A 1,127-nucleotide genomic window follows, 5' to 3' on the forward strand; every position below is an offset into this window, starting at 1 on the left:
AGAGGTCGTTTTCTCCCGATGTTTCATCCCGGAATCTGGTGTTTGGTCTGCGGTGTCGGGTCGCGCCAGGAGATGGTGTTCTCGCCAGTAAGGCGGCGGGCCATGAGGTCGGTCATGGCGATGTGGATCATGGCTTCGGAGCGGACGGGCAAGGTCTCGTAGTCGCGGGCCAGCCGACGGTGGAGCATCAGCCAGCCGTAGGTCCGCTCGACCACCCACCGTTTCGGGACCGGGGTAAAGCCCCTGGTGCCTGGCTTGCGTTGAGTGATTTCCATGTCGATGCCGAGGGCGGCTGCGTGCTCGACGAGGTGCTGGCGGTATCCGCCATCGACCCACACCTTGCGGATGCCGGGATGTTCGGCGGCGACCTGGTCCAGGAGCTGGGTGCCGGCGATGGAGTCCTGCACGCTCGCCGCGGTGACCAGCACGGCGAGGAGAAGGCCGACCGTGTCGGTGACGATGCTCCGCTTCCGTCCGACGATCTTCTTCCCGGCGTCGATGCCCTGGCCGGAGGCGAGCACGCTGGTGGAGGTTTTCACGCTCTGCGCGTCGATCACGCAGGCCGACGGTTCAGCCTCCCTTCCTTCCTTCTCTCGTAAGAGTTGCCTGAGCAGGCCGTTGAGCTGGGCGAACACGCCTTCTTGCTGCCACCTGGCGAAGTAGCCGTAGACCGTGTTCCAGTGCGGGAAGTCATGCGGGAGGTAGCGCCACTGAACCCCGGTGCGGTCCACGTACAAGATCGCGTCCATGATGTCGCGCAGGTCGTGCTCGGGCGGCCGGCCGAAGTCCAGGGCCCGGCCGCGGCGCTCGAAACGCCAGGCCGCCAGGACCGGTTCGATCAACTCCCAGCGGGCATCGGACAGATCACTCGGATATGGGCGTCGCTTCGACATGCTTCCGGCGTACCGCCGCGAACCGAGTGCGCCCAGTCGCACAGAAACGGCGGGCGAAGCACACACCCCCGAAGACCGGCATCCTGGGATGAGACAGGATCGCGCCCCTTTCCGTCCCATCCGCAACATCCCACGACTCGCCGGCATCGACGGCCTCTACGCCCCCGCCTGTACCGTCATCCACCACCTGCGGATTCATCCGATAAACGGGCAACTTAGGTGAAAACGACCTCT

Annotated in this window: 1 protein-coding gene; it reads right to left on the minus strand. The window is 65.2% G+C overall.

The features are described from left to right. Positions 1–23: 23 nt before the first annotated feature. Entirely contained in the window at positions 24–893 is an 870-nt protein-coding gene (locus ACZ49J_RS45410) for an IS5 family transposase (protein WP_467457751.1), read from the minus strand. Positions 894–1,127: the final 234 nt, after the last annotated feature.

It is taken from the genome of Streptomyces sp. NPDC030840 (assembly GCF_055572015.1).